General features: G+C 35.5%; 15 protein-coding genes and 2 tRNA genes. 8 read left to right on the top strand and 9 right to left on the bottom strand.

Annotated features, from left to right (window positions below; translation table 11 throughout):
• The first annotated feature begins 49 nt into the window (after positions 1-49).
• Both IWX83_RS02060 and IWX83_RS02065 read left to right on the top strand, forming a co-directional pair.
• Complete coding sequence (locus IWX83_RS02060; RefSeq protein ID WP_073351869.1) at positions 50-412, top strand: DUF983 domain-containing protein; 363 nt, start codon at positions 50-52, stop codon at positions 410-412.
• Between the two features lie 40 nt (positions 413-452).
• A complete protein-coding gene (locus IWX83_RS02065; protein WP_073351867.1) occupies positions 453-776 on the top strand; it encodes a DUF6370 family protein in 324 nt (107 codons plus the stop codon).
• A gap of 38 nt (positions 777-814) precedes the next feature.
• Here the strand turns inward: IWX83_RS02065 and IWX83_RS02070 are convergent, their stop codons facing one another.
• Positions 815-2,458 carry a hypothetical protein gene (locus IWX83_RS02070; protein WP_196827297.1) on the bottom strand — a complete coding sequence of 548 codons (1,644 nt, stop codon included), beginning with the start codon at positions 2,456-2,458 and terminating at the stop codon, positions 815-817.
• 181 nt (positions 2,459-2,639) lie between these two features.
• Between IWX83_RS02070 and fabD the strand changes: the two genes are divergently transcribed.
• Positions 2,640-3,515: an ACP S-malonyltransferase gene (fabD, locus tag IWX83_RS02075; protein ID WP_073351866.1), complete on the top strand. Its 876-nt coding sequence runs from the start codon at positions 2,640-2,642 to the stop codon at positions 3,513-3,515.
• Positions 3,516-3,588: 73 nt separating this feature from the next.
• Here the strand turns inward: fabD and IWX83_RS02080 are convergent, their stop codons facing one another.
• The 4 genes from IWX83_RS02080 to IWX83_RS02095 all read right to left on the bottom strand — a co-directional run bounded on the left by IWX83_RS02080 (position 3,589) and on the right by IWX83_RS02095 (position 6,439).
• The gene (locus tag IWX83_RS02080; RefSeq protein ID WP_073351863.1) at positions 3,589-3,915 is read right to left on the bottom strand and encodes a hypothetical protein; all 327 of its coding nucleotides are present in this window, start codon (positions 3,913-3,915) and stop codon (positions 3,589-3,591) included.
• The gene (locus IWX83_RS02085; RefSeq protein ID WP_073351862.1) at positions 3,900-4,094 is read right to left on the bottom strand and encodes a hypothetical protein; all 195 of its coding nucleotides are present in this window, start codon (positions 4,092-4,094) and stop codon (positions 3,900-3,902) included. The genes IWX83_RS02080 and IWX83_RS02085 overlap by 16 nt, the downstream gene beginning before the upstream one ends.
• 119 nt (positions 4,095-4,213) lie before the next feature.
• Positions 4,214-5,227: a UDP-glucose 4-epimerase GalE gene (gene galE, locus IWX83_RS02090; protein WP_196827299.1), complete on the bottom strand. Its 1,014-nt coding sequence runs from the start codon at positions 5,225-5,227 to the stop codon at positions 4,214-4,216.
• An 81-nt stretch (positions 5,228-5,308) separates the two neighbouring features.
• Positions 5,309-6,439 carry a DegT/DnrJ/EryC1/StrS aminotransferase family protein gene (locus tag IWX83_RS02095; RefSeq protein ID WP_196827301.1) on the bottom strand — a complete coding sequence of 377 codons (1,131 nt, stop codon included), beginning with the start codon at positions 6,437-6,439 and terminating at the stop codon, positions 5,309-5,311.
• A 229-nt stretch (positions 6,440-6,668) separates the two neighbouring features.
• On the opposite strand from IWX83_RS02095, the gene IWX83_RS02100 reads away from it, so the two are divergent.
• The 4 genes from IWX83_RS02100 (at position 6,669) to IWX83_RS02115 (ending at position 10,968) form a co-directional block, all read left to right on the top strand.
• A complete protein-coding gene (locus IWX83_RS02100; protein WP_196827341.1) occupies positions 6,669-7,910 on the top strand; it encodes a 3-deoxy-D-manno-octulosonic acid transferase in 1,242 nt (413 codons plus the stop codon).
• On the top strand, positions 7,897-8,343 hold the full coding sequence (locus IWX83_RS02105) for a GNAT family N-acetyltransferase (protein WP_073351854.1): 447 nt from the start codon (positions 7,897-7,899) through the stop codon (positions 8,341-8,343). The genes IWX83_RS02100 and IWX83_RS02105 overlap by 14 nt, the downstream gene beginning before the upstream one ends.
• 23 nt (positions 8,344-8,366) lie before the next feature.
• Positions 8,367-10,541 carry a S46 family peptidase gene (locus tag IWX83_RS02110; protein WP_196827303.1) on the top strand — a complete coding sequence of 725 codons (2,175 nt, stop codon included), beginning with the start codon at positions 8,367-8,369 and terminating at the stop codon, positions 10,539-10,541.
• A 193-nt stretch (positions 10,542-10,734) separates the two neighbouring features.
• A complete protein-coding gene (locus IWX83_RS02115) occupies positions 10,735-10,968 on the top strand; it encodes a hypothetical protein (RefSeq protein ID WP_073351851.1) in 234 nt (77 codons plus the stop codon).
• A 162-nt stretch (positions 10,969-11,130) separates the two neighbouring features.
• Here IWX83_RS02115 and IWX83_RS02120 read toward each other — a convergent pair whose 3' ends face one another.
• From IWX83_RS02120 to mutS, 4 genes are all read right to left on the bottom strand, one after another.
• The gene (locus IWX83_RS02120) at positions 11,131-11,478 is read right to left on the bottom strand and encodes a DUF1508 domain-containing protein (RefSeq protein ID WP_196827305.1); all 348 of its coding nucleotides are present in this window, start codon (positions 11,476-11,478) and stop codon (positions 11,131-11,133) included.
• Between the two features lie 117 nt (positions 11,479-11,595).
• Positions 11,596-11,681 (bottom strand) — tRNA-Leu (locus IWX83_RS02125).
• Between the two features lie 11 nt (positions 11,682-11,692).
• A tRNA-Gly gene (locus IWX83_RS02130) sits at positions 11,693-11,768 on the bottom strand.
• Positions 11,769-11,915: 147 nt separating this feature from the next.
• A complete protein-coding gene (gene mutS / locus IWX83_RS02135) occupies positions 11,916-14,522 on the bottom strand; it encodes a DNA mismatch repair protein MutS (protein WP_196827307.1) in 2,607 nt (868 codons plus the stop codon).
• 159 nt (positions 14,523-14,681) lie between these two features.
• Between mutS and IWX83_RS02140 the strand changes: the two genes are divergently transcribed.
• Positions 14,682-15,131, top strand: coding sequence for a DUF1573 domain-containing protein (locus IWX83_RS02140; protein ID WP_073351845.1), 450 nt, complete (start codon positions 14,682-14,684; stop codon positions 15,129-15,131).

Raw genomic sequence — 15,131 nt, forward strand, 5'->3', positions numbered from 1 at the left:
AAAACATTCATGACATGAATAAGGAATACCTTTGATAAAAATTATAACGATGTCAAATTCTATCGTACACATACTGAATAATGATTGCCCTCACTGTCTTCAAGGGAAAGTTTTCAAAGAAAAAAATATTTTCTTACACATTGGGTTTCCCAAAATGAATGAATATTGCCCGCATTGCAACAATAAGTTCGAGAAAGAACCTGGCTATTTTTATGGCGCCATGTATGTGAATTATGGTCTGACAGTGGCGCAAAGTATTGCTACGTTTACTATTGCTCAATTTTTCTTTACTGAAAATTTTGATTTACGAATCATACCAATTATTGCCGTGGTGATTTTTGCCATGGCTTCTATTAATATTCGTCTTTCCCGATTATTATGGATTTACATGTTTAAAAATTATTCGATGTAAAAAAACCAGTATCTTAGCTAAAGTAAAAATTGAAACATTTATGAAAAAGTTACTATACTTAGCTATTTTATTTTCTGCAACACTTGCAAGTGCTCAGGTTAAAGATAAAAAAGAAGAACCAAAACCTCAAATTGTTGAAGCATCTTGTGGACAATGCCAATTTGGAATGGAAGGACACGGTTGTGAATTAGCGGTTCGCATGGACGGAAAATCCTATTTTGTTGACGGAAGTTCTATCGATTCCCACGGAGATGCACATGCCAGTGATGGTTTTTGCACCGCTATTAGAAAAGCGGAAGTTGTTGGTAAAGTCGTTGATAATAAATTCAAAGTCACCTCATTTAAAGTATTACCTAAAAAATAAAAAAAGGGCTTAAAGAAAATTCTTTAAGCCCTTTTGAACTACTTCGATTTCATACTTGATTTGAGATTGATGTTCTCAAAACTGGAAACATCTATTACTTCTTCTAAATCCACATCAAAGGAAATTTGTATACTATCACCTACTATTGTTACTGGCAATTGATTTGATATTTGTGAGGAACCTACAAAAATATTCGGATAATCTTTCACCTTGAAATAATAAAAGCTATTCCCATTTTTGACATCATTCTGAATTCGGGTCACCACTGATTTAAGTATTTTTTTATTGGAAACACTATTCGGATTTATTTTATTATCCGACATATTATAAACGTTTTTAAACGAAGTCAACGTTTCTCGCATTGTATTGCCCACGCCTACAATCGTATAATCTGAAATGGCGACCATCGCAAACATTTTAACCAATCCACCATCATCTTTCAGTGTCATCACATACGTGGGAATGTTATTGATATTATAAGGAATAGGCAAAGAAGCCTTGTATCCTTTTTCTTGAACTTTCCCTTGCGCGGAACTTTGAGCAGCAAATTCAGTTGCACCACCTTGTTTGTAAAAGGTAGTTTCTTTAGTTCTGGTATCTACTAGTACAAAACCCACTGCCGACTCATCTTTTCCCACCGAAGTCAATCCAGTATACCAATACGATTTATCGTTCTTTCCGTAAACCAATGTCAAACCTTCTGTAATTTGAAGTTTGTCCGCGTTAGAAAAATTCCAATACCCGTGCACATATTCACCCCAATCGTTCAATTGATCTTCAATAAATTCCAAGGGCTGGATTCGATCCACCCATTTTGGAGTTGCAACAATAGCATACTCATTCATAGTACCAGATTGTGCATCAACGACAATAGTTCCAATAGCTTCTTTTCCAGCAAAACCAATTTTTTTCGCATATTTGGTAACAATCCAAAATGGTTTTCCTGCATCATCAATTTCAAAACTAAAATCAGCCAAACCAACAGTAGCATTGCCGTTAAAATAAACGTGTCTGTGAATATCACTTTGAAAATAAGCTCCTGGTTGGTATTTAATTTTGATTGCTACCTCACCCACTTGTTGAACTAATTTCACATCCCGTTCATTGGTTGCAGAAACCATAACATAGCCGGCTGTTCCTTCTTGGTTGTTAAACCATTTAAAAAAACCCGAATGCAATAATGGCGCAACCCAATACAAATTGTTGTTTACTTTTTGAATACAAAAATCACCTAATTCTACTTGACTTCCTAGAGCAGGTTGCGAACCTAAAACTTTTTCTCCCAAAAGATGGGCTAATTCCTCATCAACCACACGGATTTTATCAATAGAAATTGGAGCAATATGATTGGTGATTTTTTGGCCGTTTTTAACCTCGCCTATTAGTTCTTGATAGGAACTACTTCTAAACATTTTTAAACTAGTTACAAAAGGAAGTACAATACAATACACTAAAAGCATTCCTGCCAGAATAGACAAAAACTTATTTGGCTTGGAAACGATCTTAACTTGTTTGGTTTGCTGTGAAACGGAAAGCCCTATTGAAAACAAAATTCCAAGAATCACCAACAGTAAAAAAATAACAGCAAAACCAGTAAAACCATAATGAAGTACAGGCAGGTTGATGTAAAAAAGTAAAAATCCAAAAAGGAGTAAGAACGCAATGGAGAAAATCTTTTTCATAATATTCAATCTTTATAGTTTCTAATTAGTCTTTAATACTGCTAAATGTTACACTTAAGAAAGCGTCAATTTTAAAGAATAGAGTAACCTGATTTGCAATACCACAAAAAATAGTATTTTTGCATCCCGATTGAAACTAACTTTTCAATCTACAAATTTTTTCAATCTTTAAAGTAAACACATGAAAGCATACGTATTTCCAGGTCAAGGCGCGCAATTTACAGGAATGGGTAAAGATTTATATGAAAACTCTCCACTTGCAAAAGAATTGTTCGAAAGAGCAAATGAAATTTTAGGTTTCCGCATCACAGACATCATGTTTGAAGGAACAGCCGAGGAATTGAAAGAAACCAAAGTGACGCAGCCAGCCGTTTTCTTGCATTCAGTGATTTTAGCAAAAACATTAGGTGAGGAATTCAAACCAGAAATGGTAGCGGGACATTCTTTAGGTGAATTCTCCGCTTTAGTAGCTAATGGTGCTTTGTCTTTTGAAGACGGTTTAAAATTAGTTTCACAAAGAGCTTTAGCCATGCAAAAAGCCTGCGAAATTAAGCCATCTACAATGGCTGCCGTTTTAGGATTGGCTGACACTATTGTGGAGGAAGTTTGCGCTTCGATTGACGGAATTGTAGTAGCTGCAAATTATAACTGCCCGGGACAATTAGTAATTTCAGGAGAAACATCAGCAGTAGAAAAAGCATGTGAAGCAATGAAAGCTGCTGGCGCAAAACGGGCGTTGTTGTTACCTGTTGGCGGTGCTTTTCACTCTCCAATGATGGAGCCAGCAAGAGAAGAGCTAGCGGCAGCCATTGAAGCGACTACGTTCTCTACTCCTATTTGTCCGGTATACCAAAACGTAACAGCAAGTGCAGTCTCAGATCCAAACGAAATCAAAAAGAACTTAATTATTCAATTGACTGCTCCAGTAAAATGGACACAATCTGTACAACAAATGATTGCTGACGGTGCTACTTTATTTACGGAAGTAGGTCCAGGAAAAGTATTAGCTGGACTAATTGGAAAAATTGATAAAGAAGCGGTTACTGCGAATGCTTAATCCCTTAACTTCCGAAGGGAGAACAAATACAATCCTCATAAATACATTTTTATGAGGATTTTTAATTTAAAAATCAGAATTCTTTAGCCTCATCGCAATGATTATTTAAAATTCCAGTAATCAAGAATACGAACTCCTGTCTTTCAAAGAATATGTACCAAGTGGTTCGATTATTCGCTTTGTAGAAAATGTAATGTGATCCTAAATAGCGGAGCTTTTGTGTCGTTGGTTTGTGAGTACTTAATCGTAAGTTTTCAGGAACAGAATCATAAATTTTAGAAACATATTCTTCTGCCGTTTCTATAAACCCAAAATATTCTTTTTTATACAAAAGACGAACTAGGTCATCCAAAAAATCAATCACGTGCGGCGTGAAAACAACTTTTATTTTCCCCACCATCCTCTAATTCTTCTAATAGATTCCGCTTTTGCTTCCTCGGGAGTGTACCCTTTTTTCACTTCTTCGTCAAAATCAAAAGTAGCTCTATCAATCCCTTTGAACTTAATTTTTGAAGTTTCGTAATCTATTGAAGGCTCTTCGGCTTTCGTATTTTCAGATTTCTTTTTTTCAGCATCCATAATTCATTTCTTTGTGTAACGAATTTACAACAAATAACTTAAACGAAAAAATCCCAAATTATCGTTGTGATAATTCAGGATTTTAAATATGTTTTCTAGAGAGACTATGTAGTTTATCGCTACGAACGAATTTTCTGTTCCCATTTCCAAGCACTCGCCATCGCTTCTTCAAGCGTAGATTGCGCTTTCCATCCTAAAACATCGTTCGCTTTATCGGTATTGGCGTAAGCCGAAGTTATATCACCTTCTCTGCGTCCTACAATTTTATAAGGCAATTTTTTACCACTCACTTTTTCAAAAGTATGGATCACTTCTAAAACGGAGCTTCCGGTTCCGGTTCCTAGATTAAAGGTTTCTACTTTAGTGGTATTTTTTTTGTTCAGTAAGCGTTGTAAAGCGATTACATGGGCTTTCGCCAAATCGACTACGTGAATATAATCGCGTATTGCTGTACCATCTGGAGTAGGGTAATCATCTCCATAAACAGCTAATTCTTTACGCAATCCATAACCGGTTTGTGTTATAAACGGCACTAAATTCTGAGGAACTCCAATAGGCAATTCCCCTATTTCAGCGGATGGATGTGAACCGATAGGATTAAAATAACGTAATAAAATAGCATTGATATTAGTTACCTTGGCAGTATCAGTGATAATCTCCTCTCCTATTTGTTTTGTGTTTCCATACGGAGACATTGCCGTTTGAATAGAAGCATTTTCAGTAATCGGCATGGTTTCGGCCTGACCATAAACCGTACATGACGAGCTGAAAATGAAATTTGCTTCCGGTTTTTGCTGCAATTCCTGCAAAACATAAACCAAGGCATTGATATTATTTTCATAGTACAACAACGGATTTTCAACACTTTCTCCCACTGCTTTCGAAGCTGCAAAATGAATGACACCTGAAATATCATGATGTCTTTTGAAAAAATCCTGCACTTTTTCTTTTTCACGCAAATCTAATTTTTCGAAAGCCGGAACTTTTCCCGTAATATTCTGAATTCCATCTAAAACACTCAAGGAAGTATTTGATAAATCGTCTACAACTATCACTTCATACCCTTCGTTTTGCAATTCAACTACGGTATGAGATCCTATAAAACCCAAACCTCCTGTAACTAGTATTTTCATGATTTCTATTTTTATACAAACGCGATGTATTGCGTTCTTTCATTTATAAAAAAGATGCGATACATCGCGTCTCTACTAAAATTATCCTAAATATTCTAAAACGGAATCCGTAATAAACTTAATTTGCTCGTCATCTAATTCAGTGTGCATTGGCAATGAAAGTACTTCCGTCACTAATTGATTGGTTACCGGAAAATCTTCTTCTTTATAACGGGAATCGGCGTATGCTTTTTGCGAATGCAACGGAATTGGGTAATAAATAGCGCAAGGGATTCCTTTGTCTAACAAGTGTTGCATTAAGCCGTTCCTGTCGGCATCTATGATTCGCAACGTATATTGATGAAAAACGTGGCAGTCACAAATATCACAAATACTTGGCGCAACAATATTTTTATGTCCTTCAAAAGCAGCAGAATATTTCCTAGCTGCATCTTGTCTGGCTCTTCCATATTCATCTAACAAAGGCAATTTAGCGTTCAAAACTGCAGCTTGAATACTGTCTAAACGAGAATTAACACCTACAACATCATGGTGGTATCGCTCATACATTCCGTGATTTACAATGCCGCGAAGTTTGTGTGCCAAAGCATCATCATTCGTGAAAATCGCTCCACCATCGCCGTAGCATCCTAGATTTTTGGAAGGAAAAAATGAAGTCGCTCCTACATGTCCAATCGTTCCCGCTTTCTTTTTAGTCCCATCCGAAAATTTACAGTTGGCACCAATCGCTTGCGCATTATCTTCGATAACGTATAAGTTAAATTCTTTGGCGATAGCCATAATTGCTTCCATATTGGCGGCACGACCAAACAAATGTACCGGAACAATCGCTTTTGTTTTTGATGTAATCGCTTTTTTAATACCTTCAATGGAAATATTCATATTGTACAAATCCACATCCACTAAAACGGGTGTCAGTTGCAATAAAGCAATAACTTCCACTGTCGCAGCAAAAGTAAAATCGGCAGTAATAACCTCATCACCTCGCTTTAAATCCAATCCCATCATAGCAATTTGCAACGCATCGGTTCCATTTGCACAAGGAATTACGTGTTTTACGTCAAGATATTCTTCTAATGATTTTTGAAATTCATGAACCTGAGGTCCATTAATATAAGTATTAGTGTCTAAAACTTCCTGAATAGAAATGTTAACGACGTCTTTTATTTTTTCATATTGACTTTTTAAGTCAACCATTTGGATTTTTTTCATTGTAATTTATGTTTAATGTTCGAAAGATTCCCGTTTCTAAAAACCGCAGATACTTTCATAAAACGAAGAACAAAAATAGTTATTTATGAGTTGAAACCAATGCAACTCACAGTAAAAAAAGATAATATTACAATGAAATAAAAAGGGAGTTCCTAACACCCAAAATTTAAATATTGCTGCGGAAGAAATTAAAATAAAGAAAACGTATTTTAGCCCAAAAATTTAAATGATGCTTTCATTATATAACTTAATCGTTCATTTTGTTGGTTTTTTACTAAAAATCATGGCGCTTTTCAGTCAAAAAATGAAACTTTTTGTGGATGGACGGAAAGTAGTTTTTCCGGTTTTGGAACAAAAAATAAAACCTAATGACAAAACAATCTGGTTTCATGCCGCTTCTTTGGGAGAATACGAGCAAGGTTTACCTGTGATTGAAAAAATTAAAGAGCAATTTCCTTCACATAAAATAGTAGTTACTTTTTTCTCTCCCTCGGGTTATGAAGTTCGTAAAAACAATACTGTTGCTGATGTTACCGTGTATTTGCCCTTGGACACCCAGAAAAATGCACAACAATTTCTGAAACTTGTTCATCCGGATTTGGTGTTTTTTATTAAATACGAATATTGGCCCAATTATTTAGCCGAGCTCAAAAAATCAAATACTAAAACCTATTTAATTTCTGGAATTCTTAGAAAAAATCAACTGTTTTTCAAATGGTACGGTGGCTTTTACAGAGAGGCATTAAATACATTTACCTACTTTTTTGTGCAAAATGAAACTTCCAAAAAACTACTGCAGCAGTTAGGAAAAACCAATGTTGCCGTTTCCGGAGATACCCGATTTGACCGAGTAGCCACAATTTTAGAAAAAGACAATTCACTGGATTTTATTTCTGATTTTAAAGACAATACAATAACAATTGTCGTAGGAAGTTCGTGGCCAAAAGATGAAGATTTATTAGTGAATTTTATTAATTCAAATACTTTCAATGTCAAATTTATACTTGCGCCACATAATATTAAAGAACAACAAATTCAACAATTAAAAAACAGCATCACTAAAAAAACTGTTTTGTTCTCTGAAAAAGAAGGAAAGAAGTTGGCTGATTTCGATGTTTTTATCATTGATACGATCGGCATTTTGACCAAAATCTACAGTTATGCGGATATTGCATATGTGGGCGGCGGTTTTGGGAATCCGGGAGTTCACAATGTATTGGAACCGGCCACTTTTGGCGTTCCAATCGTTATTGGACCCAACTATTCGCATTTTGCAGAAGCAATCGCGCTGGTCAATATGGAAGCCTGTGTTTCGGTTACCAATCAAAAAGAATTAAATGAAGCGCTTGAAAACCTAATACGCAATGACGACATCCGAAGGGAGAAAGGTCACATATCTAGCACTTTTGTAAAAATGAATGAAGGCGCCACTGCCATCATTTTAAAAAATATTTTGAATGATTACATTTAAAACCCTAACACTTTCTGATATAGAAACCGTCGTCTCCATGATGCAGGAATTCTATGCGATTGATAATTATCCAATGGACATTGACGTATCTAAAGCTTTATTTCAAGAATTTATTTCCAATGAAAATCTGGGAAAAGCTTGGCTCATTTTTTCTGACAATGAAATTGTAGGATATATTATTTTGACTTTTATATTCAGTTTCGAATACCAAGGCAAAATTGCTTTTTTAGATGAATTGTATTTGAACGAAAATGCTCGAGGCAAAGGAATTGGAAGTCAAGCCATACAATTTATAGTAGAGGAAAGTAAAAAATTAGCACTACAATTAATATATCTAGAGATAGAAAATCACAATCAAAACGCACAAAAATTGTATATTGCCAGCGGTTTTGAATTACATAATCGAAAATTAATGGCATACAAAACCAGATAAAATTGCAAACTAAATACATAAACATGAAATTTTTAAAACTATTCCTATTATTATTCGTCTTGCAGACACAAGCCCAACAAGGTGGTATGTGGATTCCTTCGCTACTGAAAGGAATGAACGAGACCGAAATGAAAAATCTGGGCATGAAAATGTCTGTACAAGACATTTATGACGTGAATCAGTCAAGCATGAAAGATGCGGTTCCACATTTTAACGGAGGTTGTACATCAGAAGTTATTTCTCCAAAAGGATTGATTTTAACCAATCACCACTGCGGATATTCACAAATCCAATCCCACTCTACTGTCGAAAAAGATTACTTGACAGATGGATTTTGGGCCTACAAAATGGAAGACGAATTGCCTAACGAAGGTTTGACAGTAACTTTCATTGTCAAAATAGAAGATGTAACCGTTTCCGTTCTAGAAGGAACTGCTGCACTTACCAGTGAAGCCGCAAAACAAAAGAAAATTCAGGAAAACATTTCGGCATTAAGTAATTCGTTGCCAAAGGAAAATTGGCAGGAAAATAAAATCCGTACCTTTTTCGAAGGCAATCAATACATGCTTTTTGTAACAGAAACCTTTACGGATGTTCGTCTAGTTGGTGCTCCACCTACATCAATAGGGAAATTTGGTTCCGATACAGACAACTGGGTTTGGCCACGTCATACCGGAGATTTTTCATTGTTTAGAATTTATGCTGACAAAAACAATCACCCAGCTGCCTACTCAAAAGAGAATGTTCCTTACACTCCAAAACACTTCTTACCTATTTCATTGGATGGCGTAGCCGAAGATGATTTTACTTTGGTATTTGGTTACCCAGGAAAAACAAACGAATATTTACCTTCGGTTGCCATTGAGCAAATTGTAAACGAACTGAATCCTGCCAAAATCGAAATCAGAGATAAAGCCTTAAAAGTTGCCGATGGTTTTATGCGAAAAGACAACGCTATCAAAATTCAATACGCTTCAAAATATGCAAGTATTGCCAATTATTGGAAAAAATGGATCGGCGAAACGCAAGGCTTACAAAAATCAAATGCAGTTGCTGTAAAAAAAGAGTCTGAAAAAGCCTTTCAGCAAAAAATAGCAAAAGCAGGCAAAGAAAAAGAATACGGAACGCTCTTAGCTGATTTCGAAAAAAACTATACGGAAATTGCGCCTTATGCTGTAGCAAGAGACTATTTTACAGAAGTAGTACTGCGCAATACTGAATTGTTGAGTACTGGATATAGATTATATCAATTGGAGCAAGTATACAATGCTAGAGGAGAGCAAGCTTTCAATGACAGAAAAAACAATTTGATTACTGGACTGGCTGATTTTTACAAAAATTTCAATGCAACTGTTGATGAAAAAGTTTTTGAACAATTAATTGAATTGTATGCTACCAAATCCCCAAAACAATTTTTACCAAAAGGGTTGGTGAATGTCAACGCTAAAAATCTAGCTTCGGAAGTTTATACCAAATCTCAACTGAAAAATTACGCCGGTTTGAAACAATTGCTATCCGGCGATGCCCGTACTGTTTTAGCAAATTTAAATAATGATCCGGGTTTCTTGCTTGTAAAAGAATTAGCCGACAAATATTCTAAAGAAGTTGCGCCAAAATACGACGAACTGAACTTAACGATTACGGCATTGCAACGCACGTACATGAAAGCGCAATTAGAATTGAATAAGGAAAGCCGTATTTTTCCTGATGCTAACAGCACCTTACGTGTAACCTACGGAAAAGTAAAAGGATACGAGCCTAAAGATGCTACAGTGTATACTCCAGTAACGTATTTAGACGGCGTAATGGAAAAATATATTCCAGGAGACTATGAATTTGATGTTCCTACTAAATTGATTGATTTATACAAAACAAAGGATTACGGTCCTTATGGCGAAAATGGAAAAATGCCTGTATGTTTTATTGGTACAAATCACACCACAGGAGGCAATTCAGGAAGTCCGGCAATTGACGCTAATGGATACTTAATAGGACTCAATTTTGACAGAGTTTGGGAAGGAACAATGAGTGATATTTATTACGATCCAAGTATTTGCAGAAATATCATGGTCGATATCCGTTACGTACTGTTCATTATGGACAAATATGCAGGTGCAAAAAACTTAATCAGCGAATTAAAACTAGTCCACCCAAAGAAAATTAAACCCTTGAAAAAGAAAAACTTACAAAAAAAATAGCCGCAAAATAAGGCCTCGCAAACGCTATCAAACAGTAATGACCCATTTATACTCACTGGCATAATAATTGGTGTCTGTTTGTATGTTGACAAAAAATATTATTTTTTAAAAAAAAAATAAAAAAATATTTTACATATTAAAAAATTTATATCTTTGCCACGAATTAATAATTAACCTTTTATATTAAATTAAGATGAAAAAAGTATTTTTAAGTTTAGCTGCTGTTGCTGTATTGACTGTTGTATCATGTAAAAAAGCTGACGCTCCTGCTGAAGATTCTGCAACTGCTGTTGATTCTGCTGCTATGGTAGTTGATTCTGCTGCTATGGTAGTTGATTCTGCTGCACAAGTTGTTGATTCTGCTGCTGCTGCTGCTACTGATGCTGCTGAAGTTGCTACTGATGCTGCTACAGAAGTAAAAAAATAATTAGAACTCAAATTCTAAAAATTTTAAAGCCATCCGCTCTGCGAGATGGCTTTTTTAATTTGTAAAAGTTTCCTCAACAAGAAACAGCTTTACAGAACAAAAAAAAGAGAGTCTTGGCTATATACCAAGACTCTCTTTTTTTTATCAATTCAATTAAAAACCTCAATCAATAAAAATAAAATCATTTACTGAGAAATCTAATATTTCAGATATAGAACCATATTTTATGATTTCGTCAATTCCCTTTTGTAAACGTAAAGAAGTAGTATACTTTCTGCTTGTTGCAAAATGAGTATCTCCAAGCATCAATTTGAAATAAAACTTCCCACTAGAAGATTTAAATTTCAAAAAATTAGCTGATTGCATATTCGTTTTAAATCTTTCGATATCTTCTTCACACTCAAACTTGAGTTCATAACTCAAACTTGTAAAAACAACTTTTCCCTTTCTAGAAGTAAATACGAATTTATATTCATCGTTGTATCGTTTACTGATAACAAAAGCCCCCATAAAATTTCGTGTTAGTAAAAATTAAGCAACAGTACTCCCAATAGCATTTTTAATAAGATTTCTTTTCTTGGCTGAATAAAAGCCATAAAAAAAGCTCCTTCTTTCGAAGGAGCTTTGTACTCAGAGCGGGACTTGAACCCGCACGAACATTGCTGTTCACTGGATTTTAAGTCCAGCGTGTCTACCAATTTCACCATCCGAGCATTATGTGGTGTGGAGCGAAAAACGGGGCTCGAACCCGCGACCTCGACCTTGGCAAGGTCGCGCTCTACCAACTGAGCTATTTTCGCATTTTCAATTCTTAGAAAGAACCGCGATACTTGTTCTGTATTGCGGATGCAAATTTAGGACATTTATTGAATTACACAAGCCTTTTTTGCAAAAAATTTACAGATAAAAGTTAACCTTCTGATAACGTAAACTTTAAAACGAAAAATTTATTTTCGCGTCAACATTCTTTTAATTTCATTGAGTTTCATCAGTGCTTCCATCGGAGTAATGGTATTGATATCCAAATTTAAGATCTCTTCTTTGATCTCTTCCAATAAAGGATCATCCAGATTAAAAAAGCTCATTTGCATGTCGTCTTGCGCTGCTTTAATCCCGTTTAACGCATCACTAGAATGATTCTTTTCCAATTTTTTCAATAGCTTTTGTGCTTTCAAAATTACAATCTGAGGCATTCCGGCCATTTTTGCTACGTGTATTCCAAAACTATGAGCACTTCCTCCTTTGACCAATTTTCGAATAAAAAGTACCGTATCTTTCAATTCCTTTACAGCCACATTATAATTCTGAATTCTAGGCAATGATTCACTCATTTCATTCAATTCATGATAATGCGTTGCAAACAAAGTTTTAGGCTTAGAAGGATGTTCGTGCAAAAACTCTGCAATTGCCCAAGCGATAGAAATCCCGTCATACGTACTCGTTCCTCTTCCAATTTCATCTAAAAGCACTAAACTACGATCCGAAATATTATTCAAGATGGAAGCTGTTTCATTCATTTCGACCATAAAAGTAGATTCACCCATCGAAATATTATCGCTGGCTCCCACTCTTGTGAAAATTTTATCTACAATTCCCATTCTCACGCTTTCTGCAGGAACAAAACTTCCCATTTGAGACAAGAGCACAATCAAAGCGGTTTGACGCAAAATAGCCGACTTTCCGGACATATTAGGACCAGTAATCATAATGAGTTGCTGTGTTTCTCGATCTAAAAAAACATCATTAGCAATATAAGGCATCCCCAGCGGCAATTGTTTTTCGATAACGGGATGCCTTCCATTTTTAATTTCCAGTTCGAATGTTTGATCGAGTTCCGGGCAAACATATTTGTTTTCAATAGCCAATTGCGTGAACGAACAAAGACAATCCAACTGTGCTATTAAATTAGCATTCATCTGAACAGGCTTTATGTAAGTTGCAATCCAACTGACCAACTGTTCAAACAATTCTACTTCTATTTTATGAATTTTTTCTTCGGCACCGAGGATTTTCGTTTCATATTCTTTTAATTCTTCGGTAATGTATCGTTCTGCATTGACCAAGGTTTGTTTCCGAATCCATTCCGTGGGAACTTTGTCCTTGTGCATATTCCTCACTTCGATGTAATATCCAAAAACGTTATTAAAAGAGATTTTCAACGACGAAATTCCAGTTGCTAGTGATTCTCGTTTTTCAATTCCTTCTAAAAATTCTTTTCCAGAAGTTGATATTGCCCGTAACTCATCTAATTCCGCATTGATTCCTTTTGCAATCGCATTCCCTTTGGCAATAGCCACAGGAGCATCTTGATTTAAAACCGTTTTAATTTTTTCACGCAGCAATTCGCAACTGTGCAAACTATCACCGATTACTTTTACAGCTTCTTGCGGACTTTCCAGAGCCAATGTTTTTATTGGAATAATTGCATCTAAGGATTCTTTCAAATACACCACTTCGCGAGGTGATACTTTTCCAGCAGCAATTTTTGAAATCAACCGCTCTAAATCGGAAATCTGCTTGATTTGATTTTGGATGTTTTTCAGAACGCTTTGATTTTCTTTTAAATAAGAAACCACTTGGTGTCGACCTTGAATTTTATGACTGTCTTTTAACGGCAATGCCAACCAACGTTTTAGCAAACGCCCCCCCATTGGCGAAAGCGTTTTATCAATAACATCAAGCAGCGTGACCGCATTTGGATTATAACTGTGATACAATTCTAAATTTCGAATCGTAAACCGATCCATCCAGACATAAGCATCTTCGGCAATGCGCTGAATCGCTGTGATGTGCTGCACTCTATTGTGTTGCGTTTCGGACAAATAATACAAAATAGCGCCCGAAGCAATAATTCCTTCTTTGAGTTCTTCGATTCCAAATCCTTTTAAAGAAACGGTTTGAAAATGCTTCGTTAAGGTTTCGAATGCGTAATCTTCCTTATAAATCCAGTCTTCGAGATAAAAACTATGGTAATCGTCACCGAAAATTTCTCGGAAATCATTTTTATTGTTTTTTGGAATCAAAACCTCACTTGGGTTAAAATTCTGCAACAGCTTATCAATGTATTCCGCGTTTCCTTGAGCTGTCAAAAACTCTCCTGTGGAAACATCAAGAAAGGAAATTCCTATAGATTTATTTGCAAAATAAATAGATGCTAAAAAGTTATTCGTTTTAGATTGTAAAACCTCATCATTCATTGAAACTCCTGGAGTTACAAGTTCAGTAACACCACGTTTCACAATAGTTTTAGTCATTTTAGGATCTTCAAGCTGATCACAAATAGCTACGCGAAGTCCAGCCTTAACTAATTTTGGCAAATAGGTATTTAAGGAATGATGCGGAAAACCTGCCAAAGCCGTTTCCGTCTCAGAACCCGCTCCACGCTTAGTCAAGACGATTCCTAAAATTTTAGAAGCACGGACGGCGTCTTCACCAAATGTCTCGTAAAAATCCCCCACACGAAACAAAAGACAAGCATCAGGATATTTCCTTTTTATCTCGTTGTATTGTTTCATTAACGGTGTTTCCTTAACTACTTTATCTTTAGATGCCAATGGTTTTGTGTTTGAAATTAAATAAAATTTAAGCGAATTTATAGATTTTAAAACAAAAATGCGATCTCCTCCAAAAATTAAACTATTTTTTTAAGAGAATATTAAGGCGTAAATTCTAATTTTTACATAGATTTGTGAATATTTATAAATTAAACAAAGATGAAAAAAATAATTGCTCTAGCCTTGCTAGTTACTTTAGGAGTTACTACTTCTAACGCACAAGAAACATCAAAAAAATTAAAAGCAACAAATACTAAAGTTGCAACTGCAAAAGTAAATGGAGCAGGAATGGTATTCGTAACTGAAACCATTGACTACGGTACTGTAGCTTACAATTCTGATGGTCGTCGTGAATTTGTTTTTACTAATAACGGTAACAAACCATTAATCATAACTAATGCTCAAGGTTCATGTGGTTGTACTGTACCAACATATCCAAAAGAGCCAATTGCTCCAGGTGCAAAAGGTGTTATTGGAGTAAAATATGATACTTCAAGAGCAGGACAAGCATTTACAAAAACGGTAACTTTGACCACAAATGCTGTTGTACCAAGTAAAACACTTACAATAAAAGGAAATGTTTCAGCTGCTGATGCTGCAAAAAGCTAA

The organism is Flavobacterium sp. CG_9.1 (assembly GCF_015751645.1).
Classification (GTDB): Bacteria; Bacteroidota; Bacteroidia; order Flavobacteriales; family Flavobacteriaceae; genus Flavobacterium; species Flavobacterium xanthum.

Bases quoted from the DNA above. Each gene is read 5' to 3' on its own strand.
- IWX83_RS02115 (WP_073351851.1), top strand. From the start codon at position 10,735: ATGAAAAAAGTATTTTTAAGTTTAGCTGCTGTTGCTGTATTGACTGTT.
- IWX83_RS02070 (WP_196827297.1), bottom strand. From the start codon at position 2,458: ATGAAAAAGATTTTCTCCATTGCGTTCTTACTCCTTTTTGGATTTTTA.
- IWX83_RS02120 (WP_196827305.1), bottom strand. From the start codon at position 11,478: ATGGGGGCTTTTGTTATCAGTAAACGATACAACGATGAATATAAATTC.
- galE (WP_196827299.1), bottom strand. From the start codon at position 5,227: ATGAAAATACTAGTTACAGGAGGTTTGGGTTTTATAGGATCTCATACC.
- IWX83_RS02140 (WP_073351845.1), top strand. From the start codon at position 14,682: ATGAAAAAAATAATTGCTCTAGCCTTGCTAGTTACTTTAGGAGTTACT.
- IWX83_RS02110 (WP_196827303.1), top strand. From the start codon at position 8,367: ATGAAATTTTTAAAACTATTCCTATTATTATTCGTCTTGCAGACACAA.
- IWX83_RS02095 (WP_196827301.1), bottom strand. From the start codon at position 6,439: ATGAAAAAAATCCAAATGGTTGACTTAAAAAGTCAATATGAAAAAATA.
- IWX83_RS02100 (WP_196827341.1), top strand. From the start codon at position 6,669: ATGCTTTCATTATATAACTTAATCGTTCATTTTGTTGGTTTTTTACTA.
- IWX83_RS02085 (WP_073351862.1), bottom strand. From the start codon at position 4,094: ATGGATGCTGAAAAAAAGAAATCTGAAAATACGAAAGCCGAAGAGCCT.
- IWX83_RS02080 (WP_073351863.1), bottom strand. From the start codon at position 3,915: ATGGTGGGGAAAATAAAAGTTGTTTTCACGCCGCACGTGATTGATTTT.
- IWX83_RS02105 (WP_073351854.1), top strand. From the start codon at position 7,897: ATGATTACATTTAAAACCCTAACACTTTCTGATATAGAAACCGTCGTC.
- IWX83_RS02065 (WP_073351867.1), top strand. From the start codon at position 453: ATGAAAAAGTTACTATACTTAGCTATTTTATTTTCTGCAACACTTGCA.
- fabD (WP_073351866.1), top strand. From the start codon at position 2,640: ATGAAAGCATACGTATTTCCAGGTCAAGGCGCGCAATTTACAGGAATG.
- IWX83_RS02060 (WP_073351869.1), top strand. From the start codon at position 50: ATGTCAAATTCTATCGTACACATACTGAATAATGATTGCCCTCACTGT.